The organism is Bradyrhizobium sp. 197 (assembly GCF_023073375.1).
In the GTDB taxonomy this organism is placed as follows: domain Bacteria; phylum Pseudomonadota; class Alphaproteobacteria; order Rhizobiales; family Xanthobacteraceae; genus Bradyrhizobium.
The window spans coordinates 335227-361722 of record NZ_JADPJJ010000143.1; the positions used below are offsets into that span (position 1 = coordinate 335227).

Annotated in this window: 28 protein-coding genes; 16 read left to right on the forward strand and 12 right to left on the reverse strand. The window is 64.1% G+C overall.

Annotated features, from left to right (window positions below):
* Window positions 1-44: 44 nt before the first annotated feature.
* Window positions 45-413, forward strand: a complete 369-nt coding sequence (locus tag IVB27_RS33095) for a GFA family protein (protein ID WP_247446974.1) — start codon at window positions 45-47, stop codon at window positions 411-413.
* Between the two features lie 107 nt (window positions 414-520).
* On the opposite strand, the gene IVB27_RS33100 is transcribed toward IVB27_RS33095, so the two are convergent.
* On the reverse strand, window positions 521-1291 hold the full coding sequence (locus IVB27_RS33100; RefSeq protein ID WP_247446975.1) for an exodeoxyribonuclease III: 771 nt from the start codon (window positions 1289-1291) through the stop codon (window positions 521-523).
* A gap of 41 nt (window positions 1292-1332) precedes the next feature.
* Between IVB27_RS33100 and IVB27_RS33105 the strand changes: the two genes are divergently transcribed.
* Complete coding sequence (locus IVB27_RS33105) at window positions 1333-1551, forward strand: cysteine rich repeat-containing protein (RefSeq protein ID WP_247446976.1); 219 nt, start codon at window positions 1333-1335, stop codon at window positions 1549-1551.
* A 12-nt stretch (window positions 1552-1563) separates the two neighbouring features.
* On the opposite strand, the gene alr is transcribed toward IVB27_RS33105, so the two are convergent.
* The 3 genes from alr to IVB27_RS33120 form a co-directional block, all read right to left on the reverse strand.
* The gene (gene alr, locus IVB27_RS33110; protein ID WP_247447004.1) at window positions 1564-2841 is read right to left on the reverse strand and encodes an alanine racemase; all 1278 of its coding nucleotides are present in this window, start codon (window positions 2839-2841) and stop codon (window positions 1564-1566) included.
* A 74-nt stretch (window positions 2842-2915) separates the two neighbouring features.
* Entirely contained in the window at window positions 2916-4424 is a 1509-nt protein-coding gene (locus IVB27_RS33115) for a replicative DNA helicase (RefSeq protein ID WP_247446977.1), read from the reverse strand.
* Window positions 4425-5176: 752 nt separating this feature from the next.
* Entirely contained in the window at window positions 5177-6427 is a 1251-nt protein-coding gene (locus IVB27_RS33120; RefSeq protein WP_247446978.1) for a cyclopropane fatty acid synthase, read from the reverse strand.
* Window positions 6428-6706: 279 nt separating this feature from the next.
* On the opposite strand from IVB27_RS33120, the gene IVB27_RS33125 reads away from it, so the two are divergent.
* The 3 genes from IVB27_RS33125 (at window position 6707) to IVB27_RS33135 (ending at window position 8876) form a co-directional block, all read left to right on the forward strand.
* The gene (locus IVB27_RS33125) at window positions 6707-7684 is read left to right on the forward strand and encodes a hypothetical protein (RefSeq protein ID WP_247446979.1); all 978 of its coding nucleotides are present in this window, start codon (window positions 6707-6709) and stop codon (window positions 7682-7684) included.
* A gap of 116 nt (window positions 7685-7800) precedes the next feature.
* Complete coding sequence (locus tag IVB27_RS33130) at window positions 7801-8397, forward strand: TetR/AcrR family transcriptional regulator (RefSeq protein WP_247446980.1); 597 nt, start codon at window positions 7801-7803, stop codon at window positions 8395-8397.
* A gap of 11 nt (window positions 8398-8408) precedes the next feature.
* Window positions 8409-8876, forward strand: coding sequence for a PaaI family thioesterase (locus tag IVB27_RS33135; protein ID WP_247446981.1), 468 nt, complete (start codon window positions 8409-8411; stop codon window positions 8874-8876).
* A 37-nt stretch (window positions 8877-8913) separates the two neighbouring features.
* On the opposite strand, the gene rplI is transcribed toward IVB27_RS33135, so the two are convergent.
* From rplI to rpsF, 4 genes are all read right to left on the reverse strand, one after another.
* Window positions 8914-9519: a 50S ribosomal protein L9 gene (gene rplI / locus IVB27_RS33140; protein ID WP_247446982.1), complete on the reverse strand. Its 606-nt coding sequence runs from the start codon at window positions 9517-9519 to the stop codon at window positions 8914-8916.
* 48 nt (window positions 9520-9567) lie between these two features.
* Window positions 9568-10545, reverse strand: coding sequence for a DUF2232 domain-containing protein (locus tag IVB27_RS33145; protein ID WP_247446983.1), 978 nt, complete (start codon window positions 10543-10545; stop codon window positions 9568-9570).
* Between the two features lie 129 nt (window positions 10546-10674).
* Window positions 10675-10914, reverse strand: coding sequence for a 30S ribosomal protein S18 (gene rpsR, locus IVB27_RS33150; protein WP_007592020.1), 240 nt, complete (start codon window positions 10912-10914; stop codon window positions 10675-10677).
* 5 nt (window positions 10915-10919) lie between these two features.
* Window positions 10920-11453, reverse strand: a complete 534-nt coding sequence (gene rpsF, locus IVB27_RS33155) for a 30S ribosomal protein S6 (protein ID WP_247446984.1) — start codon at window positions 11451-11453, stop codon at window positions 10920-10922.
* Between the two features lie 344 nt (window positions 11454-11797).
* Here rpsF and IVB27_RS33160 point away from each other — a divergent pair, with 344 nt between their 5' ends.
* The 9 genes from IVB27_RS33160 to gmk all read left to right on the forward strand — a co-directional run bounded on the left by IVB27_RS33160 (window position 11798) and on the right by gmk (window position 20494).
* On the forward strand, window positions 11798-12502 hold the full coding sequence (locus tag IVB27_RS33160; protein ID WP_247446985.1) for a TetR/AcrR family transcriptional regulator C-terminal domain-containing protein: 705 nt from the start codon (window positions 11798-11800) through the stop codon (window positions 12500-12502).
* A 3-nt stretch (window positions 12503-12505) separates the two neighbouring features.
* The gene (locus IVB27_RS33165) at window positions 12506-13531 is read left to right on the forward strand and encodes a fatty acid desaturase family protein (protein ID WP_247446986.1); all 1026 of its coding nucleotides are present in this window, start codon (window positions 12506-12508) and stop codon (window positions 13529-13531) included.
* 171 nt (window positions 13532-13702) lie between these two features.
* Complete coding sequence (gene fabD / locus IVB27_RS33170; protein ID WP_247446987.1) at window positions 13703-14662, forward strand: ACP S-malonyltransferase; 960 nt, start codon at window positions 13703-13705, stop codon at window positions 14660-14662.
* Window positions 14663-14764: 102 nt separating this feature from the next.
* Complete coding sequence (gene fabG, locus IVB27_RS33175) at window positions 14765-15502, forward strand: 3-oxoacyl-[acyl-carrier-protein] reductase (RefSeq protein ID WP_007592006.1); 738 nt, start codon at window positions 14765-14767, stop codon at window positions 15500-15502.
* Between the two features lie 310 nt (window positions 15503-15812).
* Window positions 15813-16052, forward strand: coding sequence for an acyl carrier protein (locus IVB27_RS33180; protein WP_006020277.1), 240 nt, complete (start codon window positions 15813-15815; stop codon window positions 16050-16052).
* 108 nt (window positions 16053-16160) lie between these two features.
* Window positions 16161-17426 (forward strand): beta-ketoacyl-ACP synthase II, encoded by a 1266-nt coding sequence (fabF, locus tag IVB27_RS33185; RefSeq protein WP_247446988.1) that lies wholly within the window; start codon window positions 16161-16163, stop codon window positions 17424-17426.
* Between the two features lie 125 nt (window positions 17427-17551).
* A complete protein-coding gene (mltG, locus tag IVB27_RS33190) occupies window positions 17552-18826 on the forward strand; it encodes an endolytic transglycosylase MltG (RefSeq protein ID WP_247446989.1) in 1275 nt (424 codons plus the stop codon).
* A 117-nt stretch (window positions 18827-18943) separates the two neighbouring features.
* On the forward strand, window positions 18944-19831 hold the full coding sequence (locus IVB27_RS33195; RefSeq protein ID WP_247446990.1) for a YicC/YloC family endoribonuclease: 888 nt from the start codon (window positions 18944-18946) through the stop codon (window positions 19829-19831).
* A 3-nt stretch (window positions 19832-19834) separates the two neighbouring features.
* Window positions 19835-20494: a guanylate kinase gene (gene gmk, locus IVB27_RS33200; RefSeq protein ID WP_247346312.1), complete on the forward strand. Its 660-nt coding sequence runs from the start codon at window positions 19835-19837 to the stop codon at window positions 20492-20494.
* On the opposite strand, the gene IVB27_RS33205 is transcribed toward gmk, so the two are convergent.
* From IVB27_RS33205 to IVB27_RS33215, 3 genes are all read right to left on the reverse strand, one after another.
* Window positions 20427-21620, reverse strand: a complete 1194-nt coding sequence (locus IVB27_RS33205; RefSeq protein ID WP_247446991.1) for a hypothetical protein — start codon at window positions 21618-21620, stop codon at window positions 20427-20429. The genes gmk and IVB27_RS33205 overlap by 68 nt on opposite strands.
* Window positions 21621-22556: 936 nt before the next feature.
* The gene (locus IVB27_RS33210; RefSeq protein ID WP_247346317.1) at window positions 22557-23168 is read right to left on the reverse strand and encodes a dioxygenase family protein; all 612 of its coding nucleotides are present in this window, start codon (window positions 23166-23168) and stop codon (window positions 22557-22559) included.
* Entirely contained in the window at window positions 23168-24148 is a 981-nt protein-coding gene (locus IVB27_RS33215) for a Bug family tripartite tricarboxylate transporter substrate binding protein (protein ID WP_247446992.1), read from the reverse strand. The genes IVB27_RS33210 and IVB27_RS33215 overlap by 1 nt, the downstream gene beginning before the upstream one ends.
* Window positions 24149-24261: 113 nt before the next feature.
* Here IVB27_RS33215 and IVB27_RS33220 point away from each other — a divergent pair, with 113 nt between their 5' ends.
* Together IVB27_RS33220 and IVB27_RS43045 are read left to right on the forward strand one after the other, a co-directional pair.
* The gene (locus IVB27_RS33220; RefSeq protein ID WP_247446993.1) at window positions 24262-25230 is read left to right on the forward strand and encodes a LysR family transcriptional regulator; all 969 of its coding nucleotides are present in this window, start codon (window positions 24262-24264) and stop codon (window positions 25228-25230) included.
* Between the two features lie 67 nt (window positions 25231-25297).
* Window positions 25298-25612 carry a helix-turn-helix domain-containing protein gene (locus IVB27_RS43045; protein WP_247446994.1) on the forward strand — a complete coding sequence of 105 codons (315 nt, stop codon included), beginning with the start codon at window positions 25298-25300 and terminating at the stop codon, window positions 25610-25612.
* 12 nt (window positions 25613-25624) lie between these two features.
* Here IVB27_RS43045 and IVB27_RS33230 read toward each other — a convergent pair whose 3' ends face one another.
* Window positions 25625-26344 carry a Crp/Fnr family transcriptional regulator gene (locus IVB27_RS33230; protein WP_247446995.1) on the reverse strand — a complete coding sequence of 240 codons (720 nt, stop codon included), beginning with the start codon at window positions 26342-26344 and terminating at the stop codon, window positions 25625-25627.
* Between the last annotated feature and the right edge of the window lie 152 nt (window positions 26345-26496).

The window sequence follows — 26496 nt, forward strand, 5'->3', positions numbered from 1 at the left end:
AGGGTCCGGCTACGACCATCTCCTGACAAAACGGAGAGCGGGTCATGCGGATCGAGGCAAGCTGTCATTGCGGTGAGACGGTGTTCGAGGTGACGGAGGCGCCCTCGAGCGTGACCTGCTGCACCTGTTCGCTCTGTGCCAAGCGCGGCGCGTTGTGGGCCTATTACACGCCGACGCAGTTTCGGCTGCTGTCGCCGCCGGAGAACGTCACGACCTATCTCTGGGGCAGCCGCACGGTCAAACATCATTTCTGCGCGAGCTGCGGCTGCGGCACCTATTCGGAGTCGCCGGACTGGTCGACTGGCAAGCCCGATTTCGACAATCCCAAGGTCGGCGTCAACGCGCGCCTGTTCGACGAGTTCGACCTGGAGGCCGTGCCGGTGAACATGATCGACGGCAAGAATTTGTGGTGAGCATGCGCTCTCAGGCATATCTGCCGCACGGTCTGTCCACCATTCCTCACCAACGCAAGCGGGAGTGGTGGGCACGCTTCGCTTTGCCGCCTTACGAGTTCGTTCATTTATTTCAGCACGACCCACGCCGGCGCGTGATCGCTGGCGCCATCCTCGCCGCGAACCTTCTTGTCCACGCCCGCTTTAGCCAGGCGTGAGACGAGGGCGGGGCTGAGCAGGACATGATCGAGCCGCAGGCCCGCATCGCGCGGCCAGCGGTTTCGCTTGTAATCCCAGAAGGTGTAGATGCGTTGCTCCGGGTGCAGTTCACGGATCGCGTCACACCAGCCTTGTGCCACCAGCGAGCCGAAGGCCGCGCGGCTCTTCGGCTGGATCAAGGCATCCTTGTCCCACGAGCGCGTCGGATAGATGTCGATCTCCGTCGGCGCAACGTTATAGTCGCCGGCGAGCACCACGGGCAGGTCCTGCTTGATGAAAGTTTTGGCGTGGCGCTTGAGCCGCGCGAACCAGTCGAGCTTGTACTCGAATTTCGGTCCCGGCTGCGGATTGCCGTTCGGCAGGTAGATGCTGGTGACGATGACACCGCTTACGGCGGCCTCGATGTAGCGGGCTTCGAGATCGGCAGGCTTTCCCGGCAAGCGATCGCGGATGAGAATGGGCTCGGCATTGCGAGCGAGGATGGCGACGCCATTCCAGGTCTTTTGTCCACACCACACTGCGCCGTAACCGGCCTTTTCGATGGCGGCCGCCGGAAATTCGCCATCACTTGCCTTCAATTCTTGAAGCGCAACGACATCAGGTTTCGCCGTTCGCATCCATGCCAACAGATTGGGCAGGCGGCGATTGATGTTGTTGATGTTGAATGTCGCAATCTTCATGTAGAGCTGACCGCTTCTTACGTTCCGACACCGGAGATACAATGTCCAAGTTGAACTTTGCCGCCATCGCATTGCTCGTCGCATTCTCCGGAGCGACTTCGGCACAATCCTCCGATCCGCGCGGCGCGTGCAAGGCGGACTACGATAAATTCTGCGCCGGCCTCGCACCGGGCGGGGGCATCGTCGCCTGCCTCAACGGCAAGCGCGATCAGCTCAGCGCAACCTGCAGGACGGCGCTGGACAGCAGGAAAAAGAAGTAAGCAGCGAGCTGCTCAGCTCGGCAGCGGCGGCGGGTTCGCGGGCTGCTCGACCGGCGGCGGGGAGGGCAGTTGCTCTGCCATGGTCGCGGGAGCCGGCTTTGCCAGCGGCTCCACCACATTGCCGCCCTTGTAGATTCGCGCGTAGCGGTGGCCGAGGCTGGTCAGCACCTCATAGCCGATCGTGCCGAAATGATGGGCGAGCTCGTCGACGGTGATGCCCTCGCCAAGCAGCGTCACCATGTGGCCGCGCCGCGCCGCGTTCGGCGGCAAGTCCGTGATGTCGATCGCGATCAGGTCCATCGAGACGCGGCCCGCGACGGGGCAGCGCTTGCCGGCGACGATGACCTCGGCGCCGCGGGTGCCGTCATTGGAGCTTGCGCCGCGGAAATAGCCGTCGGCATAACCGACTGCGATGATCGCCAGTTTCGTCGGCCGCCGTGCGGTCCAGGTGCCGCCATAGCCGACGCTTTCGCCGCGCTCGACGCTGCGGATCTGCACGATGCGGGCCTTGAGGTCGACCACCGGCTGCATCGGATTGTCGGCTTCCGGCGTCGGGTTGACGCCGTAGAGCGCGGCGCCCGGCCGCACCATGTCGAACTGGAATGGTGCGCCGAGGAAGACGCCGGAGGAATTGGCGAGCGCGGCGGGCACGCCAGAGAATTCGCTGGCGATGCCGCGGAAGGCCGCGAGTTGCTTGGCGTTCGCTGGGTTGTTGAGCTGCTCGGCCGAGACCAGATGGCTCATCACCAGCGTGATGCCGTGGTCGCCGGCATTGATGCGCGGGATGATGGCGTGCGCTTCCGCAAGCGTCAGGCCAAGCCGGTTCATGCCGGTGTCGATGTGAACAGCCGCGCCACCGGTCCAGCCGGTTCGGCGGCAGAACACGTCCCATTCGGCAAGCTCGTTGAGATCGCCGATCACGGGGCGGCAGTTGATTTGGGCGTAGTGCTCGCCGGTGTTCTGGAAATAGCCGCCGAGCACGTAGATCGTAGGCTCCGGCACGGCTGCTCGCACCTTGCGCGCTTCCTCGATGGTGGCGACGAAGAAGGTCTTGCAGCCGGCCTTGTTCAGGGCACGCGCAACCTGCTCGGCACCGCAGCCATAGGCGTCGGCCTTGATCACCGCCGAGCATTCGGCTGGCACCGCGGTCTTCTCGAGCTTGCGCCAGTTGGCGATGATGGCGTCAAGGTCGACGGTGAGCACGCCGCCGAAGGCAGCGAGCGCGGCAGTTTGATTGGCCTCCGCGGAGAGAAGGCCGGATTGCGGGATCATTTTCGGGTCGGACGCCATTGTCATGACGCCGTTTTACGCAAGAGACCGCTGCGGTTCAACCCAAGGAACCAACAAGGAACCGAACGAGGAGCCTAGTAGTCGCCGCCACCGCGGTCCGGCACCTGACTGTCCGGCGCAAGGTCGCCAAATCGTGTGATCGAAGCTTCAAAGGCCAGATCGACTGTGCCGGTCGGACCGTGGCGCTGCTTGCCGATGATGACTTCGGCCTTGCCATGCGCAAGATCCATGTCCAGGCGCCATTTTTCGTGCTCGGGTGTGCCCGGGCGCGGCTCCTTGTTTCCGAGGTAATATTCCTCGCGGTAGACGAACAGAACGACGTCGGCGTCCTGCTCGATCGAGCCGGATTCGCGCAGATCTGAGAGCTGCGGCCGCTTGTCCTCGCGCGACTCCACCTGGCGCGAGAGCTGCGAGAGCGCGATCACGGGCACGCTCAGTTCCTTGGCCAGGGCCTTCAGACTTGTCGTGATCTCGGTGATTTCCTGCACGCGGTTTTCGCTGCGCTTGCCCGAGCCTGACAAGAGCTGGATGTAGTCGATGACGATGAGGTCGAGGCCCTTCTGCCGTTTCAGCCGGCGGGCGCGCGCCATCAGCTGCGAGATCGAGAGGCCGCCGGTCTCGTCGACATAGAAGGGCAGCGATTGCAGCTCGATCGAAACCTCGCGGATATTCTCGAAATCGGCTTCCGAGATGCCGCCGCGGCGGATGTGGGAGGAGGGAATGCCGGTGCGCTCGGCGACGATACGCGTGGCGAGCTGGTCGGCCGACATTTCGCAGGAGAAGAAGCCGATGACGCCGCCATGGGCGGCCTTCGTGGTGCCGTCGGCCTGCAGTTCCGGAACATAGGCCCGGGCGACGTTATAGGCGATGTTGGTTGCAAGCGACGTCTTGCCCATGCCGGGGCGACCGGCGACGATGATGAGGTCGGAGTGCTGCAAGCCGCCCATCTTGGTGTCGAGGTCGCGCAGGCCCGTCGAGATGCCGGACAGCTTTCCGTCGCGCTGGAACGCTTTCGCGGCAAGATCGACCGCGAGCGTTAGCGCCTGCGAGAATTTCTGGAAGCCGCCGTCGTAGCGGCCGGACTCGGCGAGTTCATAGAGGCGGCGTTCGGCGTCCTCGATCTGCGCCCGCGGCGCGAAGTCGACCGGGGCGTCATAGGCGACATTGACCATGTCCTCGCCGATGCCGATCAGATCGCGGCGCAATGCCAGGTCGTAGATGGTGCGCCCATAATCCTGCGCATTGATGATAGTGGTCGCTTCGGCGGCGAGCCGCGCCAGATATTGCCCGATGGTCATGCCGCCGACATCGGTGTCGGCGGGCAGGAAGGTCTTCAGCGTGACGGGCGTCGCGATCTTGCCCATCCGGATCAGGCTCGAGGCGGTCTCGAAGATGGTCTGGTGCAGCGGCTCGAAGTAATGCTTCGGCTCCAGGAAGTCAGAGACGCGGTAAAATGCGTCGTTGTTGACCAGGATCGCGCCCAGAAGGCTCTGTTCCGCTTCGATATTATGCGGCGCGCTCCGATAGGCGGGAGTTCCGGATTCCGGCGCGAGCTTGAGAACGTTCGAATCAGTCAGGGCCATGGTCGAGCGATAGCAATTTTCTGGGGCGGATGCGGGGCCGGGATAAAGCGCCGCCTCAGCGCAAAGCGGAAGCAAAAGCTCGCCGCTATCAACCGATCATTAAAATGGTGGATGATTGGCCGCCGCAGTGCGCGCCGCGCTTGACGGATTTTCGCTGAATCAGGTCGCGGCGCAGGAAGCGACCGCGCCACGGAAAACTCCGGATGAAGTGAACCTAATGGGTTGGCGGGCAGACCTATCGAGACGCGCGCGAAATGACGCACGCTGGGAGCTTTCGGCTCGGTTCAGACCAGCAGAAGGTAGACCAGTGCAACCAGGGCCGCCCCGACGCCGGTAGCGATCAGGGCGTAATCGGTGCGGAGGTCGTCCTGCACGTCGAATGAGGTTTGGGTCTCTTTGCTCATGGCGACGGTCTAGGCCAGGGCCGGCGGGACTTATGTGAAGCAGATCACATCTCCCCGGATTCTTTCGGGGTACGGCCGGAACAGGCGAGCGGGCGGGGGGTTGTCTCCCGCGATCCGCCACCAGGAACGAGGCAAGCGATGCGGCCAGGACGGCAGCCCCGGAATTGGCGAAGCGAAGCAGGCAGCCGGCTCTGGCTGTCGGGGTTGATCGCGGCCATGGAGCACGCTGAGCGGCCTGAAGTGCGTCGGGAACCGGTCGCCCCCGAAATCCTGAAGGCATTGCGGGTGCAGTTGGCCTTGACGGCCTCTTTCCGGTCCGCTCCGATTTCGACCCTGCGCCACTAGGACTTATTCACCAGCCATCTTCAGCCTCGGCTTGGCGCCGGCTTCGACGGCCAGCAGCCGGGCTTCTTCACGCGCGATGTAGTTGCGTGTCATCGGCACTATGCCCTGACGCCGGGTGAGTTGAATCTGGAAGTTCATCATATCCTGCTTGCGGAACGTCATCTCGCTGGCTGCCAGATAAAATTCCCACATTAGCGCGAAGCGCTCGTCGTACAGCTGTACGGATTCTTCGCGCCGCGCCATGAAGCGCTCGCGCCATGCCTTCAAGGTTTCGGCGTAATGCAGCCGCAGAATCTCGATGTCGCAGACCAGCAGGCCCGCCCGCTCGATCGCCGGCAGCACCTCCGAGAGAGCGGGGATGTAGCCGCCGGGAAAGATGTATTTGGCGATCCAGGGATTGGTGGAGTCCGGGCCCTGCGAACGGCCGATCGAGTGCAGCAGCATGACGCCGTCTTTGTCCAACAGCTCGGCGCAGCGCCGGAAGTAGGTGTCGTAGAAGGGGGCGCCGACATGCTCCAACATGCCGACTGAGACGATGCGGTCGAACGGGCCGGCGACGTCGCGATAGTCCTGAAGCAGGAATTTGGCCGATCCGGTCAGACCCTTTTCGGCTGCGCGCGCATTGGCGATCTGCAACTGCTCGGTCGACAACGTTATGCCGGTGACGTCAACACCTGCGATCCCGGCGAGATAGAGCCCAAGTCCGCCCCAGCCCGAGCCGATGTCGAGCACGCGCTGGCCGCCCTTGACGAGCAGCTTTGCGGCGATGTGTCGTTTCTTGGCGAGCTGCGCATCGTCGAGGGTGGTCTTCGGCGTCTCGAAATAGGCGCAGCTATATTGCTTGTCGGCGTCGAGGAAGAGCGAATAGAGCCTCGCATCGAGATCGTAGTGGTGTGCGACGTTGCTGCGGGAGCGCGGGCGCGGATTGAACTGCCTCAGGTGCCGCGCCAGGTAGCGAAGGTGCCACCAGGGTTTTGCCCAGTGCGGCAATAGGTCGGGTTGATCGAGCAGGATCGCGAGGGCATCAGCTATGGTGCCGTGCTCGACGACGAACTCGCCGTCCATATAGGCCTCGCCAAGCCCGAGCTCGGGATTGACGAGGATCTTCCGCTCTGCGTCCGCGGTGACGAAGCGGACTGCAACCGGTTCGCCTGAGCCATCGCCGACCGTGAACTTCGAACCCTTTGCCGCGGTCACCGTCATCGACCCGCGGCGGATGAATTGAGACAGGAATTGACGCAACAATCGGTCCATCGATACCCATCCTCTCGAGCGAACCCGAAGAGATGCGACTAAGCCGGCATTCACCCTACGCGCGGCCACCGCAGCGGTTCCTATGCGTTTGCATCTAAATCTAGGGGAAGTGTCCCGTCCCGGCTATTGCGCTGTGTTCACGGCCGATATTCAAAAAGCGCTTAATCACATTCTTGCGCGTGGAGCCTGCTTCCATTCGCGGCTCAATCGGATAAAAGGTGACCCGCCGCCGCGCCCCATGCCGGCTGCACCTCTCGGAATTCAATGGAGATGATGGGAATGTCGAGCCGAGCGCTCAGCCTCGCGACGGTATTGCTTTTGATCGGCTTCGGCGCGACCGATGCCGCTCTCGCGCAGGCGACGAACCTCGAGGCCGGTAAGGCCCCATCCCAGCTGTTCACGCAGACCTGCACTGCATGTCACAAGAGCCCGCGCGGCCTGTTGAAGTCCGTGGCGCCGGGTTCGCTGCCGGGCTTCCTGCGTCAGCATTACACGACCAGCTCCGACATGGCCGGCGTGCTTGCTTCCTACCTCGTCTCCAACGGCGCCACCGACACCCGCTATCAGGCCAAGGACGGCAAGGACAAGAAGGACGGCGCCAAAGACAAGGAAGCAAATACCAATCCCGCGCAGTCCTCTGAACATCAGGGCCGCCGCCAACGTTCCCACGAGTCCGCCAGGCCGGAAGGCGAGGGTGCCGCTCCTGCGGCCGAGGGCGCACGTCAGAAGCGCGCGGCGCGGCCGGCCGAGGAGGGCGCCAAGGAAGGCGTGAAGCCCGAGGGCCAGGCCGCCCCCGAAGGGCGCAAAGGTAAGCGTCGCGGCAAGCCCGGGATCGAGGAGGCGCCGAAGGTCGATGGCGCGTCGCCGGCGGCAGACGACAAGAAGAATGAGCCGAAGGTCGAATCCAAGCCCGAGACTGCGAAGGATGATTCCGGCGAGTCCAAATCTGAAAGCAGCAAGCCGGCCGAGAAGCCCGCCGAGGCCAAGCCCGAGAGCGCCAAGGTTGAGCCGCGCGGAAGCGATACTCCGGCGCTGCGGCCCGATCCGGTGCCGCAGGTGACACCCGCTGCACCGGCCGCCGCGAAGCCCGCCGAGCCAGCTGCGCCCAAGCCGGCGGAAGAGGCTGCTCCCAAGCCTGCCGCGAGCTCCGAACGGCCAGGGAAGTCGCAGGAGCCGGCGCCGCCCGCGACCGCTGCCGCCCCACCCGCGGCGCCAGCCGAATCGTCCGGTGCGCCGGCGCCGCCGATTTCGCGATAAGCGACCCACATTTTCCGATCGACTTGCGAAGGCCGCACGCATCCACGGTCTTCGCATCGTCTTGACCGCCATTAGAGTGTTACTCTAGAGTTGATCTCCAGCTATAGGAGGCGTCCGTGACGGCGAGCGTGCGTGGCGATCTGTTGGCGGCGGCGCTTTCCGTATTCGACCGCGTCGGCTTCGAAGCCGCCACGGTGGCTGCGATCCGCGCCCGGGCGCGCGCCTCCAATGGCAGCTTCTTCCACGTCTTCGGCTCGAAGAAGGAGCTGGCCGGTGCACTGTTCCTCGATGTGCTCAGGCACTATCACGCCGCGATGCTGGCCGCGCTCGATCCTGTCCCGGACGCCGGGCAGGGGATCGATCGCCTGATCCGGGCGCATCTCGATTGGGTCGTCATCAGCCGCCGCGAGGCGCGCTATCTCTTCGAGATCTCGCGCAGCGAATGGGGCGAGAGCGTTCGCGACGCCCAGCGCGCGCAGAATGCGCACCTTGCCGAAGGCATCGAGTGCTGGCGCGCACCGCTGGTCACGCGCGGAGAGCTCTTGCCGATGACCCCGGTGATGTTCGTCAGCCAGCTCATCGGTCCGGCGCAGATTTTTTGCCGCGCCTTCCTGTCGGGACGCGACCGCGCCGATCCGCGCGCCGAGACCGATACGTTGATCGCCTGCGCGGTTCGAGCGTTGCGGCCACTCGATCGCATCAATAAACAGTAAGGAAAGGCCTCATGCGAGTGGAAGCAGATCCCGAATTCGGACCGATCGCCGAGCGCATCCACGCCAATGTCGGCCGGCAGGGTTTTATGAATCTGGTCGGGGCCGAACTGTCCGAATTGTCGCGCGGCACCTGTACGATCTCGGTTGAGCGCCGGCCGGAGCTGCTGCAGCAGCACGGCTTCTTCCATGGCGGCGTCACCGCCTTCCTGGTCGACAACGCCACCACGATCGCAGCCGCGACCTCGCGCGGTCAGCCGGCGCTGACGGCGGAATACAAGCTCAATCTGTTGTCGCCCGCGGTTGGCGAGAAGCTGATCTGCCGGGCAAGGGTGATCAAGCCGGGGCGTCAGGTCTCCGTGGTTGCAGCTGACGTGTTCTGCGTCAGCGATGGCGTCGAGAAGCATACGGCAACGGCGCTCGCCTCGATCGCGATGCTGAGCGAGGACGTCGTCGCGAAAACGAAAAACCCGGCCGCCTGAGGCGGCCGGGCTTCGAAAGCCTGCGCGAACGCGAGGCTTACTTTTCGGTCTCTTCCGCTGCCGGCGCCGGCTCGGCGTCGTCCTGCTGGGCTTCCGGATCGAAGAACTCGCCGGCGGCGGCAATCGCTTCGGCGGCAGCATCCCGGTCTTCGTTGCGGGTCGAGATGTCTTCGCCGCGGTTGATGCGCTCGGCCTCGTCCTGGCTGCGCGCCACAGTGACACTGATCTCGACCTCGACCTCGGGGTGGACGGCAACTTTGATGGTGTGCTTGCCGATGGTCTTGATCGGCGCGTCGAGCTGAACCTGCGGGCGGGACAGCGAAACGCCGTCGGCTTCGAACGCCACGACGATGTCGCGCACGTTGACCGAGCCGAACAGTTGGCCGGCTTCCGAAGCCTGACGAATCACGATGATGTTCTTGCCCTGGATCTTCTCGGCCACCTTGGACGCCTCGCCCTTGGACTCAAGGTTGCGAGCCTCGAGGTCGGCCTTCATGCCGTCGTACCTGGCGCGGTTGTCTGCAGTGGCGCGCAGCGCCTTGCCGCGCTTGAGCAGGAAATTGCGGCCATAGCCGTCGCGAACCTTCACGACTTCGCCCATGTGACCGAGCTTGTTGACGCGTTCCAGCAAAATGACTTCCATATTCGTTCTCCTTCGAAGTGTTGAGTGGGTTGGATTTCGGACTTGAACTTAAGGGACCGGCAGTGGCGGCGGCTGGCGCGTACGTAGGAAGCGTTCGCGGAGGCCGAACACGGCATCCGCAAGGCCGAGGATCACCATCGCGATGACGGGCCATCCGAACACGACGACGACGGCGTAGGTCGAGCCGAGCCAGAAAGTGCGGCTCTTCAGCGCCAGCGTCAGCGTATGCAGCACCGCAAAGCCGGTCAGCGCATATCCCATCATTAGCGCCGCCGTGGCGATCTGCGCCACGATCGCAAGCAGTCCGCCGGTGAAGCAGAAGGCAAGCGCGATGCAGAGCGCCACGAGCGTCATCGGCGGCAGCTCCGCCGTCATCAGGTCCGGCCAGGGGCGCCGCAGCCGGCCCGACGTCGCCGTCACCTTGGTGCTGAGCCAGAGATTGAGGGTCAGCGTCATCATCGCGACGATGGTGGCGCCGGCCGGCGCGATCCGCACCAGCGCGTCGACAAATTGGTCGGTCTCGCCGGAGGTCTGCGGGTCGGCGGCGCGGAGGAGGCGCATCAGGCCACGACGCAGCGTGCCGGTGATGGCTTCGGCGTCGGTGCCGAGGGTGAGCAGGGCGGCGATCGTGGTCAGCGTGGCGAAGCCCGCGATCCATAGCAGGATGCGGCCGACCGGATACCACTCGAGCGCAGGTTCGGCCGACGGCTCGGCGGCGGCCCCCGGGGCGACGGGTTCCCCCTGCCGGCTGAGCAGGACAAGATGGCCGAGCCACCAGGCCGGCAGTGCGACGGTGACGGCGAAGGCGATGCCGTAGGGCAGGCCGAACAGGGCGCCGAGGCCAAGCGCGGCGGCGATGCCGCCGAGGGTCGCGCAAAGCGGTCCCCAGCCGATCGAGGCGACCATCAGCGGCAGCGGTGCGAGATAGAACAGGACGAGCGAGATCAGCGCGCCCGAGACGATCGAGGCGAACATCACGGCCGACGCAGCGCCGGCGATCAGGGCTATCAGTCCAAAGGCCATCATCAGCTGTCCCGCTCCCTTCGAGCGGTTAGAGGCATCTCGCCCCAACCATCGGCGACCGGACGACCCGGAAGCCTTATGAGAAACTAGGTAATACGGCCGGCGGCGATGTCACCGCCGGCCGTATTCGGCTTAGCGAATGACGTAGGGCAGCAGGCCCAGGAACCGCGCGCGCTTGATGGCGCGGGCGAGCTCACGCTGCTTCTTCGCGGACACCGCGGTGATGCGGCTCGGCACGATCTTGCCGCGCTCGGAGACGTAACGCATCAGCAGCTTGGAGTCCTTGTAGTCGATCTTCGGAGCATTCGCGCCCGTGAACGGGCAGCTCTTGCGACGACGGAAAAACGGGCGGCGTGCACCAGCTTCAGCCATTGTTCTTACTCCCCATCCGTCGTGGTGGTGGTGGTGGTGGCAGCAGTGGTCGTGGTTTCAGCGTCGTCGCGCGGACGGCGCGGACCGCGGTCACCGCGGAAGCCGCCACCTTCACGATCGCCGCCACGGAAACCACCCTCGCGGTCGCCACGGAAGCCACCGCCTTCGCGATCGCCACGGAAGCCGCCGCCACGGTCGTCACGCTCGCGGTCACGGTCGGCCTTGCGCATCATCGCGGACGGACCTTCCTCAAGCTCCTCGACGCGGACGCTGAGATAGCGGATCACGTCTTCGCTGATGCGCTCCTGGCGCTCGATCTCGGCGATCGCCGCGGACGGCGCGTCGATGTTGAGCAGCACGAAGTGCGCCTTGCGATTCTTGTTCATGCGGTAGGTGAGGGAGCGCACGCCCCAATTCTCGGTCTTGACAACCTTGCCGCCGAGACCCTCGACAATGCCGGTCATCTGCGCAGTCAGTTCTTCGACCTGCTGCGTGCTCGCGTCTTGGCGCGCGAGAAAAACATGCTCATAGAGAGCCATGGAAGTCCTTTCCTCATGTTGGCGCATCGCCCGGCGTCAAGCCCTTAAGAGGCCTTTGGAAAGGACTCTGGGATTAAGCTCAGAAGGCGGAAACACGGGACGACGGGCCGACTGGCCCTGCCACACCAAGATCACGAATGATTTGCTGAGACCGTCCGTTCAGCTCCCGGCCGGGGTCTGCGGATGCGCGCCTTATACGGATTTTGGCTGTCTTGGCAAGGTTGAGGGCGGCATTTTCGGCGCGGATGGTCCCGATGCGGGCGGCCTGACCCACCGCAGAGTAACATGCCGGCTTGATTTATTTGTTTGTATGTCATACAAATAAATCAACGGAGCGGACCCCAATGGCAGAAAACTTGTCCCAGGAGCCGTTTGAGGCGGCTGGCGACCCCAAGCACGCCGCCCGCGCTACGCGCTCGGCCGGCCGCAGAATGCGCTCGCTGCTGCTGGATGCCGCGAGCCCGCTGTTTCGGGAGCGGGGGCTATCGGGCACGGCAATCACCGACATCGCAGCCGCCGCGAACGCGTTCCCGAGCCAGATCACTTACTATTTCCGCACGAAAGAGGCGCTGTTCGTCGAATGCGCCTGCCGCGAGCTGCTGTATCTGGCGCGGGCGACCGAGCGGGCGGCGCTGCAGGCGCGCACGCCACGGGACTACACCCATGCGCTGGCCGAGACCGTGACGGCAAACGATTCGGTGGCCTTCTTCGCCGAGGCGCTGACGCTGACGCGGCGGCGCCAGGATCTCGCACCGCTGGTGGAGCGCACCATCGAGCGCCTGCACAGCGAAGGCGCGCGGGCCTATGCAACCCAGGTTGAGCGGCACGGCTGGCGCTCCCTGCGCGCTCCCGACGAAAGCTCGCGGCGATTCTGGGCCGTCGCCATCGGCGTCATTCTCGAAGGCTACGCCATGGGCCGTTCGCCCGAGGCTCTGTGCGCCGAGATGCTGCGCGTGCTCGGCGAGCAGGCGAAATCCACGGGCGACACGGCGCGCCTTCATCTCGTCGACGAGCGCGACGCATCAAGCAATTCGAATGAGGAGGGTTAGGCCATGACCGCGCTTCGCATGCGTGCCCGCGATTTCCTGACCGACGATCAACTCGCCGACGTGCGCCAGCGCGTGACCTGGAAAGGCGTCGCGCTGATCGCGCACGCCTGGGCGCTCATCATCGCCGCAATCGCCTTGGTCGCGTGGTGGCCCAATCCGATCACCTATATCTTCGCCGTCGCCATCATCGGCTCGCGCCAACTCGGGCTCGCGATCCTCATGCATGACGGCGCACATGGCTGCCTGTCCGCCGACGAGAAAGCCAATCTGACCCTGAGCCAGTGGTTCTGCGCCTATCCTCTGTTCGCAGAGACGCGCAGCTACCGGCGCTATCACCTTCAGCATCATGCGCGTACCCAGCAGGAGGATGATCCTGACCTCGTGCTGTCGGCGCCGTTTCCGATCACGAAGCTGAGCTATCGCCGCAAGTTCATTCGCGACATTACCGGACAGACCGGCTTCCTGCAGCGCAGGGCGCAACTGCTCAACGCGCTCGGGCCGAAGGACTGGCCGTTGCGGCAGCGCGCAGCGCATTTTTGGGAAAAGCTCGGCCCGCAATGCCTCGTCAATGGCGCGATGTTCGCAGCGCTCACGATGGCCGGCGTGTGGTGGGCCTATCCGCTGCTATGGCTGGTGCCGCTCGTAAGCTGGATGATGGTCATCACCCGCATCCGCAATATCGCCGAGCACGCGGTCGTGCCTGACAGCAGCGATCCCTTGCGCAACACCCGCACCACCTACGCCAATTTTCTCGAACGCCTGTTCATCGCGCCGTACTACGTGAACTATCATCTCGAACATCATCTCTTGTTCTACGTGCCCTGCTACAATCTGCCGAAGGTTCATCGCCTGCTGAGCGAAAGCCGGCACGCGGGCCGCATGGAGGTGCAACCGAGTTACGCCGCGGTACTGCGGCTTGCGACCGCGAAGCCGAACCGCGACGACCGGCCGGGTCAGCTGGTGAACAGCGCGCGCCGCGCGCAGGCGGGGTCGGAGGTCGACGCCAACCAGACCGCCGGCGGATTCTAGGGACCCGCATCTCCGGTTGAATGGCGGCCGATGCTCCCCTGGCTTGACATTCCGGCCTCGGACAGTGTCTACGGCCCCCTTTGGGGCATGATCGGGAACCAAGGCTCGGGCCGGACGTAGTCGGCTGCCGGTTCTCGAAGACAACTGCTCGAGCGATCCAGGGGAGCGCCGATGACGGCAGCATTCACATTTCCGGGGCAGGGTTCCCAGGCGGTCGGTATGGGCAAGGCTCTGGCTGACGCCTTTCCGGTGGCACGCGCCGTGTTCGACGAGGTCGATGCCGCGCTGGGGGAGAAGCTGACGGCAATCATCTGGGATGGTCCGGCCGAAACCCTCCAGCTCACCCAAAACGCCCAGCCGGCCCTGATGGCTGTGTCCATCGCCACTCTGCGCGTGCTGGAGGTCGAAGCCGGGTTTTCCGTGGGGCGGGATGCTGCCTTCGTCGCCGGCCATTCCCTCGGTGAATATTCAGCGCTCGCTGCGGCCGCTAGCCTGACAATTTCCGACACCGCGCGGCTGCTTCGCACCCGCGGTCTCGCAATGCAAAAAGCCGTGCCGGTTGGCGCCGGCGCGATGGCCGCTCTGCTTGGCCTCAGCTACGAGGCCGCCCTGGAGGTCGCCAAGGAGGCGGCGCAGGGGCAGGTCTGCCAGGCCGCCAACGACAATGGCGGCGGACAAGTGGTCGTCTCCGGCGACAAGGCCGCGGTCGATCGCGCCGTGGAGATCGCCAAAACCAACGGCGCCAAGCGCGCGATGTTGCTGCCGGTGTCCGCGCCGTTCCATTGCACGCTGATGCAGCCGGCTGCGGAGGTGATGGCGGCGGCGCTGGCCACGGTCACGATCAAGGCGCCGGCGGCGGCGCTGGTGTCGAACGTGCTGGCGAGCGCGATTACCGACCCTGACGAGATCCGACGCCGCCTTGTCGAGCAGGTCACCGGCACCGTGCGCTGGCGCGAGTCGGTTGCCTATATGGCAGGACAGGGCGTCAACCGTTTCTTCGAGATCGGCGCCGGCAAGGTGCTGACCGGCCTCGTCAAGCGGATTGCTGACGGTGCGGTCGGCGTTGCGGTCAGCGGGCCCAACGACATTGCTGCCGCCAGGGATGCATTGGCCGCTTCGAAGCAGGCCTGAAGCGCGATGATTCCTCGTCGCGCTTGCGTTCTTTAGTTTACGCTCGATCTTTTCGGAAAACCGCTGCGCACTTTTCCGGATCGTGCTTTGGAGGAGTTATCGATGTTCGATCTGACTGGCAAAAAGGCGCTCGTCACCGGCGCAACCGGCGGCATCGGCGGTGCGATCGCACAGGCGCTGCACGCGCAGGGCGCCACCGTCGCGATATCAGGGACGCGCAAGGAAGTGCTGGATGAGCTTGCCGGCAAGCTCGGCGAGCGCACCCATGTGCTGCCCTGCAATCTCTCCAAGGCCGACGAGGTCGAGGCGCTGGTGCCCGCTGCGGAAGCGGCAATGGGACAGGTCGACATCCTCGTCGCCAATGCCGGCATCACCCGCGACAATCTCTTCGTGCAGCTCCGTGACGAGGACTGGGAGGAGGTCATCAACATTAATTTGACCTCGACCTTCCGGCTTGCCCGCGCCGCCACCAAATTGATGATGCGCAAGCGCTTCGGCCGCATCATCGCCATCACCTCGGTGGTCGGCGTCACCGGCAATCCGGGGCAGGGCAATTATACCGCGTCGAAGGCGGGCCTGATCGGCATGATCAAGACGTTGGGTGCCGAATACGCCAAACGCGGCGTCACTGCGAACTGCATTGCGCCCGGCTTCATCAAGACGCCGATGACCGATGCGCTCAACGACAAGCAGCGCGAAACGATTCTGACCAAGGTTCCGGCCAATCGCCTGGGGACGCCAGAGGACATCGCGGCGGCTGCCGTCTACCTGAGTTCGAACGAAGCGGCCTACGTCACCGGCCAAACCATCCACGTCAACGGCGGCATGGCCATGATCTGACGCCTGATGCCGCTCCGCCCCCCTGGGCGGCGCCGGATACGGCAAACGGCCGTTTCCGGAGCGAAATGAGGCTTGTAGTCAAGGCAATTGAAGTATGATAACCGGACCTTCAACGGATGGGCAAAGAACGCCATTGCAGGTTTTTGAAACCCTGTATATTGGCGATGCGGAGCCTTGGCCGTCATTCGCCGGGCCTGCATCGGTTAGGATGGGGCCAAATCAAAGTTTGTAAGCGAAGGCAGTCAACGACCACGACGGCTCGTATCGTCCCGGGGGGTCGGGTCTACAGGGAACAACACGAGGTTATGCAATGAGTGAGATTGGCGAGCGGGTTAAGAAGATCGTGGTCGAACACCTTGGTGTTGAACCCGAGAAGGTTGTCGACGCTGCGAGCTTCATCGACGACCTCGGCGCCGACAGTCTGGACACCGTCGAGCTGGTGATGGCATTCGAAGAAGAATTCGGCTGCGAGATTCCGGACGACGCCGCGGAGACGATTCTCACCGTCGGCGACGCCACGAAGTTTCTCGAGAAGAACGCGAAGAGCTAAGGCTCTTCATTTTCGCGGGGAAAACATTGAAACCGGACGGGCCGCCCAACAGCGGTCAGCCGGTTTCTTGTTATTGGCCGTGAATGTTTCGATGCGGAGTTTTCGGATATGAGGCGGGTTGTCGTCACGGGTCTTGGCATGGTTTCGCCACTCGGCTGCGGTGTCGAGCCGACCTGGAAGCGCATCCTCAACGGCGAAAGCGGCGCACGCAGGATCGAGAGCTTCGATGTCTCCGATCTTCAGACCAAATACGCCTGCACCGTCGTGCGCGGCGACGGGACGAACGACACTTTCGATCCCGATATCTGGATGGAGCCGAAGGACCAGCGCAAGGTCGACGACTTCATCATCTTCGGCATGGCCGCGGCCGGCCAGGCGCTCGACGATGCCAATTGGCATCCCGCGACCGAAGAGGACAAATGCGCGACCGGCACAATGATCGGTTCCGGCATCGGCGGCCTCAACGGCATCGCGGACACCGCGGTCCTCCTGAATGAGCGCGGGCCGCGCCGGGTGTCGCCATTCTTCATTCCGGGCCGCCTGATCAATCTCGCCTCCGGCTATGTCTCTATCAAGCACGGGCTGAAGGGGCCGAACCACTCGGTGGTCACGGCCTGCTCGACTGGTGCACATGCGGTCGGCGATGCCGCCCGCCTGATTGCGCTCGGCGATGCCGACGTCATGGTCGCCGGCGGTGCCGAATCGCCGATCGGCCGCATCGGCATTGCCGGCTTCAACGCCGCGCGCGCGCTCTCCACCGGCTTCAACGAGACACCCGAGAAGGCCTCGCGTCCCTATGACAAGGACCGCGACGGCTTTGTGATGGGCGAGGGCGCCGGCGTCCTGGTCCTGGAAGAGCTCGAGCACGCCCGGCGCCGCGGCGCGAAGATCTATGCCGAGGTGGTCGGCTACGGTCTCTCCGGCGACGCCTATCATATCACCTCGCCGTCGCCCGATGGCGATGGCGCCTTTCGCAGCATGGCGGCAGCGCTCAAGCGCGCCGGCCTCACGGCGTCCGATCTCGATTACATCAACGCGCACGGCACCTCGACACCGCTCGGCGACGAGATCGAGCTCGGTGCGGTGGAGCGCCTGCTCGGCAACGCCGCCTCCAAGGTCGCGATGTCCTCGACCAAATCGTCGACCGGCCATCTCCTCGGTGCAGCCGGCGCGATCGAGGCGATCTTCGCCATTCTCGCGATTCGCGATAATGTCGTGCCGCCGACCATCAATCTGGACAATCCGTCGGTCGAGACTGCGATTGATCTCGTGCCGCATAAGTCGAAGAAGCGCGAGGTCAACGTCGCGTTGTCGAATTCTTTCGGTTTTGGCGGTACCAACGCGTCGGTAATCTTTCGGCGTCCGGTCCACTAGTTTGTGTTTTCGACGAATCCACCGATTTGCCGTATTCGGCGATAGTCATACAAGTGGGCGCGTGTACTTGGCCGGACAAGCGTTTGTCAGGCCGCAATTGAACCGGCAGGATTCAGGTTGCTTCGATGAGTGAAAGGCCGCCCATTTCGCCCCGGAGTCCGCGGGCAGCGCTCGAGCCCGAGCAGGTCCCGCCGCCGCCGAAGCGATCGGACCGCGCGCGCAATCCCTTCGTGATCGTCGGCAACGCCATCATCACCCTGCTGCTGATCGCGATGATCGGTGCGGGCGGCGTGTACTATTACGGCCGGCAAGTGCTCGAGGCGCCAGGACCGCTGAAGGACGACAAGATCGTCAACATCCCGCAGCGCGCCGGCAAGCGCGACATCGCCGAGACGTTGAACCGGGAAGGCGTGACCGACGTCAATCCGTGGGTATTCATCGCGAGTGTCGCTGCGCTGAAGGCGAGTTCTGACCTCAAGCCCGGTGAGTATTCGTTCCAGAAAAACGCTTCCTTGCGCGACGTCGTCGCCACCATCGTCGAAGGCAAGGTGGTGCAGCATGCCGTGACGGTACCGGAGGGCCTGACCTCCGAGCAGATCGTGGCGCGGCTGTCCGACAACGACATCTTCACCGGCAGCGTGCGTGAGCTGCCGCGCGAAGGCACGCTGCTGCCCGAGACCTACAAATTCCCGCGCGGGACGCCACGTGATCAGGTGGTCCAGCGTATGCAGCAGGCGCACAAGCGCGTGCTGACCGAGATCTGGGAGCGCCGCAATCAGGACATTCCGGTCAAGAGTCCGGAGCAACTGGTGACGCTGGCCTCGATCGTCGAAAAGGAAACCGGCAAGCCCGACGAGCGCAGCCGCGTCGCCGCGGTGTTCGTCAACCGCCTGAAGCAGCGGATCAAGCTGCAGTCCGATCCCACGATCATCTATGGTCTCGTCGGCGGCAAGGGCACGCTCGGCCGTCCGATCAAGCGCAGCGAGATCACGCAGCCCTCGCCCTACAACACCTATGTGATCGAGGGCCTGCCGCCGGGGCCGATCTCCAATCCCGGCCGGGCCTCGCTCGAGGCCGCCGCCAACCCGGCCCGCACCCGCGACCTCTATTTCGTCGCCGACGGCACCGGCGGGCATGCGTTCACCGAGACCTACGACGCGCACCAGAAGAACGTCGCCAAGCTGCGCGCGATGGAAAAGCAGATCCAGAACGACACGGTCGAGCCGGCCGAGGACGCGCAGCCGCCGGCCGCCGCCGCGCCCGGCGCCGCCGATACGCCGACGGCGACCACGCCGGCCCGCCCCAACCAGCAGAAAAAGCCGCCGGCCGCTCGCCCCGCAGGTCCGGCGCCGGCCCGGCAAGGCGCGGTGCAGTCCTCGCCCCCGGTGGTCCAGCGCTAGGCCTGCGCGCAGACCTGCCTGCGGGACTTTGCGCATTCCCCTTTCCTGCAAAATAGTCTTAAGATTCGCGTGGCTTGATGGCCCCGCGAATCCCGTGCTTCTGGAGAAATTGACCTGATGGCGTTGTCGTCCATGACCGGCTTTGCCCGAAGCCACGGCGCGAGCGGGCCGTATACGTTCGAATGGGAATTGAAGTCGGTCAACGCCAAGGGCTTTGACCTGCGCGTGCGGCTGCCGCAGGGGTTTGACGAGCTGGAGGCCCACGCCAAGAAACGCGCCGCCGAGCTGCTCTCGCGCGGCACCGTCTACGCCAATCTGACCGTCAAGCGCGCCAATGCCGCCACCACGGTCCGCGTCAACGACGACGTGCTGAACGCCGTCCTGAAGGCCGCCGCCATGATCGCCGGCAAGGTCGATGCAGTCGCGCCAAGCGTCGACGGGCTTTTGTCCATCAAGGGTGTCATTGAGGTCGCCGAGCCCGAGGGCGACGAGGAGGAGGACAAGGCCGCGCGCGCCGCTGCCGCCGACGCCTTCGACAAGGCGCTCACCGAACTCGTCGGGATGCGCAAGCGCGAGGGGACTTCGCTGGGGCAGATCCTGATCCAGCGGGTGGACGAGGTCGAGCAGCTTGCGAAAAAAGCCGAGGCCGCGCCCGGCCGCAAGCCCGAGGCGATCAAGGCCAGGCTCGCCGAGCAGATCGCGAGCCTGCTCGACACCTCAGACCGTTTCGATTCCGACCGCCTGATGCAGGAGGCGATCCTGATCGCGACCAGGGCCGACATCCGCGAGGAGCTCGACCGCATCGCCTCGCACATCGCGCAGGCGCGCGAGCTGATCGGCAAGGGCGGCCCGGTGGGGCGCAAGCTCGATTTCCTGGCGCAGGAGTTTCACCGCGAGGTCAACACCTGCTGCTCGAAGTCGAACGACATCGAGCTGACCAATACGGGGCTCGCCATGAAGAACGTGGTCGAGCAGTTCCGCGAGCAGGTCCAGAATCTGGAGTGATCGATGACGATTGGCGGTCACGGAACTGACGGTGTCGAGCGGCGTGGATTGATGTTCGTGCTGTCCTCGCCGTCGGGCGCGGGCAAGACGACGCTGTCGCGCATGCTGATTGCGGAGACTCCAGGTCTCCAGATGTCAGTGTCCGCGACAACACGGCCGATGCGGCCGGGCGAGGTCGATGGGAAGGACTATTTCTTCGTCGATCAAAAACGCTTCGAAACGATGGTGCAGGCTGGTGAGCTACTGGAATCGGCTCACGTCTTCGGGAATCGTTATGGCACACCCAGAGGTCCGGTCGATGCTGCGCTAGCGTCTGGGAACGATGTGTTGTTTGACATCGATTGGCAAGGGACCCAGCAACTCCGCGATCGTTCAGGAAAGGATGTCGTTAGCGTTTTTATCCTTCCGCCGTCGGTTGCTGCACTTGAGCAGCGCCTACATACGCGTGCGCAGGATTCAGATGAGGTCATCCGCGGCCGCATGAAAAAAGCGGGCGACGAAATGAGCCACTTCGACGCTTACGACTATATCGTTGTCAACGACAACATTGGCCTCGCATTCGAGGCTGTGCGTTCGATCCTTCGCGCCGAGCAGCTTAAGCGCGAACGCCAGGTCGGACTTGAAGGCTTCGTGCGGGGTCTACGTAATCAGCTCGAGAAATAGCTGGCTGCCTCAGCCGCGGCCCTTCCTGCGCCAGCCGTTCCAGCATCGCCGTGATCACGTCGACGTCGACAGCGTCCTCGATTTGCACACCATTATCGCGAACGGCCGGCTCTTCGTCAGTGACGTCGTTGGCCGCGAGCCGCGGCGTTGCGGCTTCGATCTCGAATTCTCCGTTGAACATGTCGGCGTCGTCGAACGCTGCGGCCTCGTCGCGGGCCTGCGGTGCTCGTGCGTGGATCACATCGATCTCGCGATCGATCGCGGCGAGCTGTGCCGTCTTGAGCGGCCCGGCCTGCGGACGCACGGCATCGAAATCGACCGGGCGCGGCTGCTGCGCGCGCGGCGCGCCGGCCGGCGCTGCGTTGAGCCAGGGCGCGCGGCCGTCGTCGTGATCGTGCGGCTCAAAATTGTCCCAGTTGACGCGGCGATGGTCGGCGGCCTGGACGCGTCCGCGTCCGCCGGCGAACCGATAGATGATGCTGGCGAGGATGCCGGCAAGTGCCAGCGCGCCGCCGATCGCGAGCAGCAGCATCTGGAGTGAGCCGGTCGGCTTGTCGGCGGAGCTGTCGGCCGCAGCCAGAGCCATCGGAGCAGGGGATTTCGCCGGCTTCGCGCTCGGCTGCGCGGCAGCCGCGACAGGTGCGGGCGATGGCTGCACTGCGGGCGTGACGGACGCCGCGGAGGCATCGGGCCAGCGCGCGTCGACGGCGGGATGCTGCGCGTTGGTGTCAGCGGAGGGGCTCGCAGCTTGTTGCATCGGCGCCGCCGGCGTCTTCGGCGCGGCAATGCTCTGCGGCGTCAGATATTCGGCGCGCGCATCCTGCACCGGGTGTTGCTGCGGCGCGGCTGAATCTGCTGTCGGCGTATCGGCCGCAACCCGTGCGGTTTGTGTGGCCTTGCCGCCTTCGGCGCGCAGATACCAGCACTGCCGCTTGGTCCCGCGCTCGAGGCGATAGTGCCAATGCTGGCCCTCCGGCGCGGCGCCCTTTGGCGAGGCAAGGCAGTCGCTTGCGGCATTTGCCGTGCTCGGTGCTGTCGGTGCATTCTGCGATACGGCGGCCAGAGGCGCGCCGGCAATGATGCTGCCCGCGAGGGCGGATATGAACTTTGCGGTGCGGTTGCCCATCCTGGTCTCCCGATTACGCCTGACGCAACTCGTTACCTTCCCTTTGTCGTCAAAGACTTGGGTGGCAATGAGCCGCGAATCCGGAGAGGATGTGGCTTGAATCGGGCCTGCGCGGCATTCGTTCCGCCGCGGAATCAGACTTTTTCGCTGCGACTGCTTGCTCAAGGTCTCGGTTCCGCCGCAGCCGTCCGAGCGGCGGAAGGGTCCGGAGCCGCTGCAGGCACCGAGGGGCGAGAGCCGGGAAGGGAGCATGGTTGCGGGTTCCCGCGGCAGGTTTTGCCCGGGTCTTGCTTTTGTTCATCGCCCAATGGAGGCCAAAGGGCGCAGGGAAGGCCGGGCGCCGGCGGCACCCGTTGGTCCGTGCGCGACAAGAGTGCACACGGGGTGGACCGATGGGTGGCCGATCGCCCGGCCTTCCCTGCGCGGATGGTTTTAACGGTGTCCTTCGTGCTCTCCCCGGGGAGCGATGCACTATTGCCCCCGTCGCCCTGCGGATGACTGATGCGCGCGCCCGGTCGGGCCGCCACATCACCGCTGGACTTGACGCACAGACCCCGGGCGTCAGGACCACACGACTTCTCCGTCCGCGGACGGTCCCGCCTGATCGTCAGGGGCTTGCGTGTGCTCACCCCGGACAATCGACAAGCCCGCTCTCCAGCGCCGTGTCGTACCGCGTCGCGTGAGGACTCACGGTTGCCCGCCCTGTCATCACGCTGTCCGCGCCGTCGCTGCCGCGTCCACCGCCACCCGGCCCGCATGTCGTGACGATCGCGAGCGCCCCTTTGGCAGGGCCAGGATCAGTGCTGTATGCCACAAATCCGAAATTCGGAAAAGTGAAATCTTTTTACGCGGAGGGCTTGACGGGGTGTTTTGCCCGACGCGTCAGCCCGGTCGCGAATGACCCAAATCGGGCTTGGAGCCACCTGAAACCGCTTGTCATCCGCTGGCAAGAACAATGTCAAAATGCGCGACCAACGCATGCCTCTCAAGGCGTGATGGCGAATCTTGCAGAGTAACGATCAACCTTTCCGGATGCGGAGCCGCATTGAGCCAGCGGTCGGTCACGTTTTCTCCTTCGCCAGCGAAATACAGCTGGGTTACCAGGCAATCGAACCGCCCCTCGACGGCGAGGTGAATGTGCGGTGGCCTGACGTCGCCTTCTGCCGTCGGATAGCGACCCGGTTTGACCGTACGAAAGCTGTAGTGCCCGGCCGCATCCGTTGTGAGACGCGCGAAGCCTTTGAAATTGGGATCGAGCGGCGCTGGGTTGATGTCACTCGGATGACGATATTTCCCCGCTGCGTTGGCTTGCCAGATGTCGATGCGTACATGCGGCACCGGCGCCCCCCAACGCGTGAGCACACGTCCGCTGACATGGATGAGCTGGCCCAGTGCCTCAGCGGTGCTGCCGCTTGGACGCGCCAGATCGGTTGCCAGATCGGGGCACTGCGAGACCGGATAGAACGGGCCGACAATCTGCGGCGGCGTGATCGCCAATGCTGCTGCATCGCGGCCACTCGTTTGGGTTTTGGATGTGGTCTGGCTCATCAAGGTAGCTTGATGTCCGCATCCTTCACGACCTTGGCCCAGTGGGCGATGTCAGTCCGGATTCCCTCACCAAATTCTGCAGCGGTGCCACCCACGGCCACGGCTCCTATTTTATCGAGCGCGACGTGGATCTTCGGTTCGACAAGGACCTTGTTAATTGCCTTGTTGAGCTGCGACGTTATTTCTGCAGCCGTACCACGCTTGGCTGCAAAGCCGATCCAATCGGCTGTCACCAGGTCGGGAAGGCCTGCCTCGACCACAGTGGGAACGTCGCCCAGGGCAGCGATCCTCGTGGGGGCTGTGACGGCAAGCGCTCGCAACTTGCCGGTCGCAATGAGGTCAATAACTGGAAGCGTGGTGACAAACATGTATTGGACGTTGCCGCTCATCAGATCGGTGATTGCTTGGGAGAACTGCTGGTAGGGCACGTGAGTGGCGTGCACGCCTGCCTGCAATGCAAACATTTCGCCGATGAGATGCGACGGAGTGCCGAAGCCGGCGGAACAGAAGTTGAGCTTCCCCGGCTTGCTCTTGAGCAGCGCCACCAGATCGGACAGCGAGCCGACCGGCAAGGAAGGCGTTGTAACGAGCACAGTGTAGGATTTCGATATCTTGATCACCGGATCGAAATCCACATCCGGCCGTACATCCGCCTTCGGAAGCAGAGACGGAGTGACTGTCATCGGAAGGCTCATGGTCAGCAGTGCATAGCCGTCCGCCGGACGGCCGCTCACGTCGTTCATGGCGATGGTCTGCAACCCACCCGGGCGATCTTCCACCACAAGCCGCCAGCCTTCATTGGCCGCGAGCCCGTCGGCGACCATGCGGCTGATAATGTCGGGCGGTGTGCCCGCACCGGTAGGGACGACAATCCGTATGAGATTGGACGGATAAGGTTGCGCGACGACCTTCCCGGGCAGCAACAATCCCGCGAGGCTTCCGAGCAAGAAGGTGCGACGGGCTACACAAATGTTCGACATGGCTGCTCCAAACCTTGGCGGTGGAGGTGACCGCGGATTGGAGCTTGTCCTGCAGACCTATATATGAAAAGTTCTATTTTCCGATACTTCTATTCCATTTTAGAAAGGATCGCATGCTCAATGCATCCCAGATTAGCCATCGGATCAAGCTGCGGCAGCTGAACGTGTTTATCGCCGTCGTGGAATACGGGAGCATGGCGAAAGCGGCCGAGCACCTTGCCATTTCACAGCCTGTCATATCCAAGATGATCGCGAGCCTGGAGCAAACGATCGGCCTTCCGCTTCTAGAGCGCAGCCGGCTCGGTGTTGAGCCCACGCTTTATGGCAAGGCCTTACTCAAGCGTAGCATTGCGTTGTGCAACGATTTGCGGAGCGGCGTGGACGAGCTGCAATCGCTCGCTGATCCCGCGATGGGTGAATTGCGCATTGGCAGCACCGAGCCCGTGATGGCTGGATTACTGCCCGCCATTATTGACCGGCTGTCCCGGCAATACCCGAGGCTCGCGCTTCACATCATCGAGGGCGAACCGCCTGAGCTTCAGGATCGCCATCTGCGCAATCACGACATCGACCTCATGATAGGGCGCCTGCCGAGCTCGACGCCGGCTGCCGATACCGACGTTGAGGTGCTGTTGCACGAAAGCGGTGTCGTTGTTGCAGGCTTGCACAGTCCGTGGGTGCGGCGTCGCAAGATCCGCCTCGACGAGCTGGTCAACGAGCGTTGGTGCCTGCCGCCGCGCGAAAGTTTTCCGGGCGGCTGGATTGCCCACGCATTTCACGCCTCCGGACTGGAGGTGCCACGTCCCAGCGTAACCGTGTATTCGATCCTTATGCAGTCGGCGTTGCTTTCATCGGAACGATTCCTGAGTTTCCTTCCGGCATCGATGTTGCACTTCAGCGCGAAGCGGCTGTCGATGAAGGTCTTACCCGTCGAAATGCCTATTCAGATGTGGCCGGTAGGGATCGTTGCGCTTAAGGGCAGAACGCCAAACCCTGCTCAGCGGCTGCTCGTCGAGTGCGCTCGAGAGGTAGCGAAGCCGCTCGCAGGTAAGCGAACCGCCTCGCCCAATCGACGAAATTGACCGATTGTTCTTCTGCTTCTGCCACATCGCGTCGTTCCGCTCCTGCGCGGGGCACGGCCGGGATCGAGTGCGGCGGAATCAAGGGGCGAATCCTGAGCGTGAAGGCTGGAGACGTTCTGGTCCTTCGCTGTTCTACCGCGCCCGCGCCGCGCAGCTCGTCCGCGGCAATCGCTGCCGTCTGCCGATCAGCTTGGCGCAGCTCGGCGAGACGTTGGGCATGGCGATCGTGACGGTGAACCGGACGCTCGCCGACCTCAAGCGGAGTGGGACCATGGACTTGCGCGACAGCGAGCTGATCGTCCTGAGATGGCGCGAATTGCAGCGGCTCGGAGACTTCAGTCCGATCTATCTGCACCTCAAGCGTCAGTCGCCGCCAGTGTGAGGCCGCAAAGTGTCAGCCGTCGGCATATGGCGCCCGCCCCAGCACTTCGTCGAAATGCTTCTTCACCCAATCGTTGCAACGGCAGGCTCTGGCTTCGAGCGCCGGCGCGTCGAGGATCAGGATGGCGCCACGGCGGGTCGCGAGGATCCGCCTCGCCTTGAACATCTGGATGACGCGTCTGGCATAGCTGCGGGACACGCCGAGCATGCCGGCGAGCTGCTCGTGGGTGAGGGGGATCTCGGGGCCGCCGATGTGCTCCTGCGCCGAGATGATCCACTTGGCGGCACGCTGCTCGATCGAATGGGTGGCGTTGCAGGCCGCGGTCTGGAGCAGCTGCGCGAACTGGCAGTCGGCATAGCGCGAGAACACCTGATGGAGCGTGGCCGACCTCTGCTGGGCCTGCTCGAGCGTGCGCAGCGGCAGCCGCATCAGGGTGCCGCCCAGCTTCACGACGATGCGCGAATAGGCGAGCGAGGCGCTGCGGCCGGCGGCAATGCCCACCGCGCCCTCGTGCCCCACCAGCAGGCTTTCGACCTCGCGATCGTCCTCGACCGGCACCGCGAACGACACCAGAGTGGAGCCGCAAGGAAAATGAACCGCCGTCATCTCGTCGCCGGCGTGATGCAGGATGTGGCTTGCCTCGAGTTCGACCGGCTGGAGGTGAGGCGCGAGCAGTTCGAAGTCCGGGTGACTGAGCCGCTGGAGAAGATCGTTCTGGGGCCGACCGGTCACATGACTTGCTCTCGCCGGGAATCGGCACCAGCCAGAACCCTACGTTTCCGTAACTAGGGTCTGTTGGGATTCAGGATTCTCATCGGGGCTTGGTTGTGATTCAAGCTTGGGATGGACCGATTCGTTTTGACTGACGCCCAATGGGCGAAGAT

Bases quoted from the DNA above. Each gene is read 5' to 3' on its own strand.
- rpsR (WP_007592020.1), bottom strand. From the start codon at position 10,914: ATGGCTGAAGCTGGTGCACGCCGCCCGTTTTTCCGTCGTCGCAAGAGC.
- fabF (WP_247446988.1), top strand. From the start codon at position 16,161: ATGAGGCGGGTTGTCGTCACGGGTCTTGGCATGGTTTCGCCACTCGGC.
- fabG (WP_007592006.1), top strand. From the start codon at position 14,765: ATGTTCGATCTGACTGGCAAAAAGGCGCTCGTCACCGGCGCAACCGGC.
- fabD (WP_247446987.1), top strand. From the start codon at position 13,703: ATGACGGCAGCATTCACATTTCCGGGGCAGGGTTCCCAGGCGGTCGGT.
- IVB27_RS33135 (WP_247446981.1), top strand. From the start codon at position 8,409: ATGCGAGTGGAAGCAGATCCCGAATTCGGACCGATCGCCGAGCGCATC.
- IVB27_RS33220 (WP_247446993.1), top strand. From the start codon at position 24,262: ATGCTCAATGCATCCCAGATTAGCCATCGGATCAAGCTGCGGCAGCTG.
- IVB27_RS33120 (WP_247446978.1), bottom strand. From the start codon at position 6,427: ATGGACCGATTGTTGCGTCAATTCCTGTCTCAATTCATCCGCCGCGGG.
- IVB27_RS33165 (WP_247446986.1), top strand. From the start codon at position 12,506: ATGACCGCGCTTCGCATGCGTGCCCGCGATTTCCTGACCGACGATCAA.
- IVB27_RS33105 (WP_247446976.1), top strand. From the start codon at position 1,333: ATGTCCAAGTTGAACTTTGCCGCCATCGCATTGCTCGTCGCATTCTCC.
- rpsF (WP_247446984.1), bottom strand. From the start codon at position 11,453: ATGGCTCTCTATGAGCATGTTTTTCTCGCGCGCCAAGACGCGAGCACG.
- IVB27_RS33180 (WP_006020277.1), top strand. From the start codon at position 15,813: ATGAGTGAGATTGGCGAGCGGGTTAAGAAGATCGTGGTCGAACACCTT.
- rplI (WP_247446982.1), bottom strand. From the start codon at position 9,519: ATGGAAGTCATTTTGCTGGAACGCGTCAACAAGCTCGGTCACATGGGC.
- IVB27_RS33195 (WP_247446990.1), top strand. From the start codon at position 18,944: ATGGCGTTGTCGTCCATGACCGGCTTTGCCCGAAGCCACGGCGCGAGC.
- IVB27_RS33115 (WP_247446977.1), bottom strand. From the start codon at position 4,424: ATGGCCCTGACTGATTCGAACGTTCTCAAGCTCGCGCCGGAATCCGGA.
- IVB27_RS33160 (WP_247446985.1), top strand. From the start codon at position 11,798: ATGGCAGAAAACTTGTCCCAGGAGCCGTTTGAGGCGGCTGGCGACCCC.
- IVB27_RS33215 (WP_247446992.1), bottom strand. From the start codon at position 24,148: ATGTCGAACATTTGTGTAGCCCGTCGCACCTTCTTGCTCGGAAGCCTC.
- IVB27_RS33145 (WP_247446983.1), bottom strand. From the start codon at position 10,545: ATGATGGCCTTTGGACTGATAGCCCTGATCGCCGGCGCTGCGTCGGCC.
- alr (WP_247447004.1), bottom strand. From the start codon at position 2,841: ATGGCGTCCGACCCGAAAATGATCCCGCAATCCGGCCTTCTCTCCGCG.
- IVB27_RS33095 (WP_247446974.1), top strand. From the start codon at position 45: ATGCGGATCGAGGCAAGCTGTCATTGCGGTGAGACGGTGTTCGAGGTG.
- IVB27_RS33205 (WP_247446991.1), bottom strand. From the start codon at position 21,620: ATGGGCAACCGCACCGCAAAGTTCATATCCGCCCTCGCGGGCAGCATC.
- gmk (WP_247346312.1), top strand. From the start codon at position 19,835: ATGACGATTGGCGGTCACGGAACTGACGGTGTCGAGCGGCGTGGATTG.
- IVB27_RS33125 (WP_247446979.1), top strand. From the start codon at position 6,707: ATGTCGAGCCGAGCGCTCAGCCTCGCGACGGTATTGCTTTTGATCGGC.
- IVB27_RS33210 (WP_247346317.1), bottom strand. From the start codon at position 23,168: ATGAGCCAGACCACATCCAAAACCCAAACGAGTGGCCGCGATGCAGCA.
- mltG (WP_247446989.1), top strand. From the start codon at position 17,552: ATGAGTGAAAGGCCGCCCATTTCGCCCCGGAGTCCGCGGGCAGCGCTC.
- IVB27_RS33100 (WP_247446975.1), bottom strand. From the start codon at position 1,291: ATGAAGATTGCGACATTCAACATCAACAACATCAATCGCCGCCTGCCC.